Genomic DNA, 5,389 nt, shown 5'->3' with positions numbered 1-5,389 from the left:
CTGGAGGCAGCCATGCCGCCCGGCGCCGCCGCCGGCCCGCGCTACCCCGAAGCCTTCATGGACCGCGTCAACAACTGACACCGCCCCTGGCCCAGACGCCCAACACAACCCCAGGGCCAGGGCCAGGACAACGGAACCGCCGCCAGAACACCGACCCCACGAACGGACCCCACCCATGACCGCGAACTCCGAGCTGGCCCAGCTGCGGGCCCGGATCGACCTGCAGAACGCCGCCAACACCGCGCGCGCACAACTGCACCGCTGGTTCGCGTTCTACGAACGCGACCCCAAGAACTGGGACAACCAGTTCGACCTCCTCAGCAACGACATCGAGATCATCCGCGGGGTCGGACCCGAGGGCGGCATCGAGACCGGCAAAGACAACTACCGCACCAGCGTGGAAGCCTTCCCGGTCGGAGAAGGCCATGCCCACCACATCAAGCGGTTCCAGATCCTGCCGATCGGCACCACCGGCCAGTGGCTGGCCAGCACCGACCTCCACTACAACAACCGGTCGGTGGACGGCGACGAGCGCGCCGGAGCCCTCCACTACGCCATGCAGCTCGACTACAGCACTCCCGCTCTGCCCACCATGCGACGCGTCATCGTCGAACTTGACCACCTCATCGACGAATCCTTCCAGGACGCCTACCCCCTCAACCGCGCCGCCAGCTTGGTCTACTACTGGCTCACCCTCATCGAAAGTCGCGACCCCGATCCCACCCCACTGACCGAGATCCTCGCCAAGGACGCCTCGTTCCACCTCAGCGACGGACGCACCCTCAACAGCGCCGATGCGATCGCCGACTGGTTCACCGGCCTGCCAAGCCTCGTCCAAGCCAGCCACCACGACGTACACAGCCTCACCGTCCACCCCCAGGAGACCGGCCACCTGACGCTCTCCATGGACCTCGACTGGCTGGGCATCGACACCGACGGCCGCCCCGTCACCGCCCGCACCCACCACGACTGGACCCTGATCGACGGCAACGGACGCTTCCCCCAACTCCAGCAAGCCACCATCACCCAGACCCAACCCATCACCACCACCCACTAGCCCCGATCTTTCGAAACAGCCAGTCGGCTCGCCAGCGGGTGGTGGGCAGGGTGCAGACCTCGGACGCCACGCACGCCTCCACCGCGCCCGCACCGACCTCTCGCCCACCAACGTCCCCCTCAAGGCCACGCCGCCGTGACCGGGGCATCGAAGAGCGCCGAAGAAGCCACCCAACTCGGCACCCTCATCGCCTCACCCCACTTCCTCGACGTCTGCCTCGCCACCGTCTCCGCCTGGGCCCGCCGCCCAGAAGAGCGCGACAGGTAGCGCGACGCCATGGACGAGCCTTTCCACACGCGCCCGCGCGCCTCTCGCCCGGCCCGAAGATCGACTGGCCCGGCCCCGGCGCATGGCCCTCGCCGCAGGGGCTCTCCCTCCCCCGGCCGGGGGCCAGCCACCCTGGTGCTTGAGGGGGCGTTGGGCGCCGTAGCGGCCGACGCCCCCTGAGGTTTGTCCGTTCAGGGAGTCGTGTCGTTGCCGGGCTGTGCTCATCGGCCCGGCGAGACTGGCCACGCGAAGACGGTCCAGGGCCTGCTCCCCCGTACAGGCTCGACCGCACCCGTCTCCGGTGACCAGCCGGTGACCAGCGGCTCCCGGGGAAGCGCAGGTCCCCAGGGGCCGCTGGGGCCTGTTTACGCGAGCCTTTGCCACGCCTCTTGGCAAGCAGACACAAGCGCAAGGCACTGGTCGAGGGCGGCTGGAACCCCGAATACAAGGGCAGTCGGGGAGCTAGCTGCCTGACCACGTACCTCGTGGGCCAGTGCATCTGGGAGTTCCGCCGTGTGTACACGACCTGGGCGAAGAACCGCCAGAGGCGGGCGGGCTGTCGATCACGTCGGCGGCTGTGGCATGGACAGGCAGGAGCGAGTCGACGCCGGTCATGCTGAGCATGCGCATCAGGCGGTCGGGGACGGCGGCGAGGCTGAGCGAGCCGCCCGCTTCCTGGGCCACGTGCCAGATGCCGATGATCGCACTGAGACCGGAGGAGTCGCAGAAGCCGACCTGTGCCAGGTCCAGGGCCAAGCGCGGGTGTCCTTGCTGAATGATCTCCAGGGCCCTGGAGCGCAGCGTGGGCGCCGTCTGCACGTCCACATCCCCGACGATCGTGGCGACCGCGAGGCCGGGGCGAGGGTGCTGGACGGTCAGGTGAAGTGTGTGGGTCACGTCGGTCATCACTCCTGGCCGAAGTGTTCAGGTGCGGCGGTGGTGTGGGCAGTGGCGGCGACCCCGGCATCAGGTGCGGTTTCGGGGTCAGACACGGACAGGGCCAGCAGGGCCACGTCGTCGCCGGCTCCGTCGGGCATTGAGGCCAGCAACGTGACGGCGTCTTCCACCAGGGCGGTGGCGGTAAGAGGGCCGGTGCGCTGGTGGAGGAAGCCAGTCAGGCCGTCCTCGCCGAGCATGGCGCCCTGGGTGGTGCGGGCTTCGGTCAGCCCGTCTGTGTAGAGGAAAAGGCCCTCTCCGGGGGCCAGCAAGAAGGTGGCGTGGGCGAAGGATGCCTGGGGGAAGGCTCCGATGAGCATGCCGCCCTTGGGCCGGACCGCCTTGACCCATACCGCGCCGCTGTCGTCGGGACGCACGTGGTAGGCCGGCGGGTGGCCGCCGGTGGCCACTGTGACGGTGAAGCCGCCGTCCTCCTGGGGTGCCAGGAGGCCGAAAAGGGCGGTGCAAAATCTACTTCCGGCGGTGACGTCGGTGAGCAGGACGGTGTTGAGCGTGCGCAGGACGGTGACGGGGTCCGGGTCGATCTGGGCCGCGACGCGCAAGGTGTGGCGGGCCAGGGCCGTGACGGTCGCCGCCTCGGGGCCCTTGCCGCACACGTCACCGAGAAAGAACGCCCACCGGCTGCCGTCGACGGGGAAGACGTCGTAGAAGTCGCCGCCCACATCATGGACGGAGGCGGTGTGATAGTGGCAGGCCAGCTCCAGGCCGGGCACCACGGGAAGCGCCGGGGGCAGCAGGGTGCGCTGGAGGGTGGAGGCGAACGCGGCGATGGCGGCTTTGTCCTTTTCCACCTGTTCCCGCGCCGCCCGTTCCACCTCCCGCCGCTCCTGCTCGTTGCGTAGTGCGCGCAGCGCCGACAGCCGCAGCTCCATCTCGTCCAGCACGATCGCGGCAAGATCGGCCAGTGTGGCGGTGTCGTCCTCGGTGATGGAGCGCGGCTTGGTGTCCAGGACGTTGACCGTGCCCAGCCGGTGGCCGTCGGGAGTGATGATCGGTGCGGCGGCGTAGAAGCGCACACCCATCTCCCCGGCGACCAGCGGATTGTTTGCCGCCACGGGATCATGAAGAGTGTCGGGGATGACCAGCGCGTCATCGCGCAGAATCGCCGAGCCGCACAGGCCCGGATCGCGGCCGATCTCCTTGACGCCCTCCAGGCCGTGTGCGGCCTTGAACCAGATGCGGTCGGTGTCCACGATCGTGACTGTGGCCACGGGGACATCGAAGAGGCGGGCGGCCATGGCCGCCACCCGGTCGAACGCGCCGTCGGGCGGAGTGTCGAGGATGTCGTAGCGGCGTACCGCCGCAATACGGGCCGCCTCCGCACGTGGGTCCGGGACCATCTCCGGGCGCCGCCCGGGCGCCGGGTGGGCCGCCGAAGCCTGCTGCGTCATCGGCTTTCCTCTCCGTCGATGGACCGCCGCGAGCGGCACGAACCGACGCAGCCTAGATCGAGTCCACGTCCGAACGCCAATGCCGCGGTGAACGCCAGATCTATTGCCGCAGCATCGGGAACCTCCTTTCGGTGCTCCTGCTGTGGCTTCGCATGTTCGACAGCGAGGTGTACGCATTACTGCGCCAGAGCCGGGGAGGGGCGAGCAAGCAGGACTCGAATGGGCGGCCGTGCCGGAAGGTTACGGGTGCCGCGCGGCCGGGTCGTGACGCTGTCCACTCCAGCGCCGTCGTAGGAAGCGGTACCGGCCCTCGCTACACCACCTGGGAGTGGACGCTGCGCGAGGAGCCGTTCACGTCAGGAGGTGGGAGGGACGGCGCGGTTGAGAGGTTCCAGGTCTCCGTACAGGGCAGCGTGGAGCGCGGCTGCGAGTTCGCGAGCTCGTTCCTCGCTCGGCACGTCGTGCATCATGAAGTAGATCGGTCCTGTGTAGGCGTCCGTCCCGGCCTCACGGTTGTGGACCAGGCGGACGATCGCGGCCCGGATGGCGTCGTTCACGGTGTCGTCGACAACGTGTCCGGACCCTGCGGTGAGTGTGTCTGCCTTCACGGTCCACCGTGGACCCTCGGATTCGATGGCGATGAATACGGCGCTGTGTGCCATGGCCTGCCTGTATGCCTTGTGGAAGGCCCCGGTGCCGCTGGCGACGGGGATGAGGTGGGCGGGGCAGGGAACAGGCAACGGCTCCATGAGTGGATTGTGCAAGAGGCCAGGAACGTTCACGTCCGCTGACACTCGAAGATCGTCCGGGTGGCTGCCGCGGCCAACGCGCGCCATCTTGGTGCGCACCGCGCCAGGTGGCGAATGCACAACATCGTCGGTGCGCACCCGATTCGGCGGTGCACTGCATCGCCACCGCGCGGTGGCGATGCAGTGCACCGCCGAATCGGGTGCGCGCAACGGATGCCGGGATGTCCTGCGCTCACCTCCGGCGGCGGCGCAGGCGCGGGAGCCGCCACGGGTTCGGCCGGCCACCGGGAAACTGCCGTGAACGGCGCCAGACTGGCGGCGGCGTTGGCGACGTGAACAGTGCCGTGCGCAGCCGCCGGACGGTTCTCGGCCGTCATGGCTGGATGCCCTGGCCGGGGCCGGGCTGCGGGTGCTGCTGCTCGTGCTCCTGGCGGCGCGGGTCGACCGGGTCGGCGGCCGGGGCCGGGAGCTCCCGGTCCTCGATGGCGCGGCGGCGGGCGTCGGCTGCGCGGGGGATGGCGGCGAGCCGCTCCAGGTTGGCCGGTGTGCGCATCCACGTCGCCGGGTCGGTCGTACGGCCTTCCAGGTACTCCTGCGGCATCGCGGCCTGCTGTTGTGCGTGAACGGCGGCGGCCCGCTGCGCCGGGGTGAGCGCGGTGTCCCGCTCGGGGTGGTCGACGCCGTGCGGCGCCTCGGTGTGGGGGTCGGTGGGCGTGGCGGCCGGCGCGGTGCGGTCGGCGCGGATCGCGTTCCGCACGGCGAGGCTGGCGAACCTGGCCCGCTCGTAGCGGGTGGCGGCCCGCGGCGGCTTGCCGTCGGCACCGGCGATCAACCAGCGGCCGGGCCAGGCGAAGTCGGCGGTGTAGGTCAGCAGGTCGGGGGCCGGGGTCCGGCGGCCGGGCTGGGGAACGGTGAGCTGACGGGAGTGGTGGGACAGGGCGCGGTCGGCGATGTAGTCGTCCAGGCCC

6 protein-coding genes are annotated in these 5,389 nt (G+C 70.0%); 2 read left to right on the top strand and 4 right to left on the bottom strand.

The window, feature by feature from the left end; all coding sequences use genetic code 11:
• Window positions 1-175 precede the first annotated feature (175 nt).
• Together HNR57_RS39025 and HNR57_RS40510 are read left to right on the top strand one after the other, a co-directional pair.
• Complete coding sequence (locus tag HNR57_RS39025; RefSeq protein ID WP_184568165.1) at window positions 176-1,057, top strand: nuclear transport factor 2-like protein; 882 nt, start codon at window positions 176-178, stop codon at window positions 1,055-1,057.
• 135 nt (window positions 1,058-1,192) lie between these two features.
• Window positions 1,193-1,324, top strand: a complete 132-nt coding sequence (locus HNR57_RS40510; RefSeq protein ID WP_281403956.1) for a hypothetical protein — start codon at window positions 1,193-1,195, stop codon at window positions 1,322-1,324.
• A gap of 462 nt (window positions 1,325-1,786) precedes the next feature.
• Here the strand turns inward: HNR57_RS40510 and HNR57_RS39020 are convergent, their stop codons facing one another.
• The 4 genes from HNR57_RS39020 to HNR57_RS40190 all read right to left on the bottom strand — a co-directional run.
• A complete protein-coding gene (locus HNR57_RS39020; RefSeq protein ID WP_313675828.1) occupies window positions 1,787-2,221 on the bottom strand; it encodes an STAS domain-containing protein in 435 nt (144 codons plus the stop codon).
• A gap of 8 nt (window positions 2,222-2,229) precedes the next feature.
• Window positions 2,230-3,672, bottom strand: coding sequence for a PP2C family protein-serine/threonine phosphatase (locus tag HNR57_RS39015; RefSeq protein WP_184568161.1), 1,443 nt, complete (start codon window positions 3,670-3,672; stop codon window positions 2,230-2,232).
• Window positions 3,673-4,028: 356 nt separating this feature from the next.
• Entirely contained in the window at window positions 4,029-4,280 is a 252-nt protein-coding gene (locus tag HNR57_RS40195; protein WP_246555424.1) for a hypothetical protein, read from the bottom strand.
• Window positions 4,281-4,794: 514 nt separating this feature from the next.
• Window positions 4,795-5,389, bottom strand: a 595-nt coding sequence (locus HNR57_RS40190; RefSeq protein WP_246555423.1) for a hypothetical protein, incomplete at its 5' end; no start/stop codon positions are given.

This window comes from Streptomyces paradoxus (assembly GCF_014202475.1).
Taxonomy (GTDB): domain Bacteria; phylum Actinomycetota; class Actinomycetes; order Streptomycetales; family Streptomycetaceae; genus Streptomyces; species Streptomyces paradoxus.
Note: the sequence above shows the minus strand (reverse complement) of the source record. Positions and strands in the feature narration are given on the sequence as shown.